The organism is Seonamhaeicola marinus (genome assembly GCF_008085455.1).
Window position 1 is genome coordinate 1 of the sequence record NZ_VSDQ01000867.1, and the last position, 394, is coordinate 394.

Annotated in this window: 1 pseudogene; it reads right to left on the reverse strand. The window is 32.5% G+C overall.

Going from position 1 to position 394, the window contains the following annotated elements:
- A pseudogene (locus FUA24_RS25370) lies at positions 1-394 on the reverse strand (cytochrome C biogenesis protein); the annotation flags it as partial.

Below are 394 nucleotides of genomic sequence, written 5' to 3' on the forward strand. Positions count from 1 at the left end.
AATCTTGTATTTTATGCTGACCAAATTTATAGTCATATGATGAAATCCATGTGTTTTTTTCATCATTAGGCACAGGAAACAAACGTAACGAAGCACCCTCAACAGTATTATATAAAAGGTTTACACGTTTATGAGCTTCTTGTAATTCTTTTTGATAACCATTTGGTGTGTTAGTACTAAAAGCATCTTCTAAATACGGTTCTAATTTATAGGCGCCTCTATCAGTAAAAAAATCGGCTAAGGCTACGTATTTATCATCTATACTTGTGCCAATTATATGCCTAATGGTATCTGCTTTCTTTTTAGCTAAATAAATAACAGGTACGTTATACCAAAGCCTTGGACTTTCTTGCATTGATAAGAAAATTTGATGCGCATCAAAACCTTCATAAGT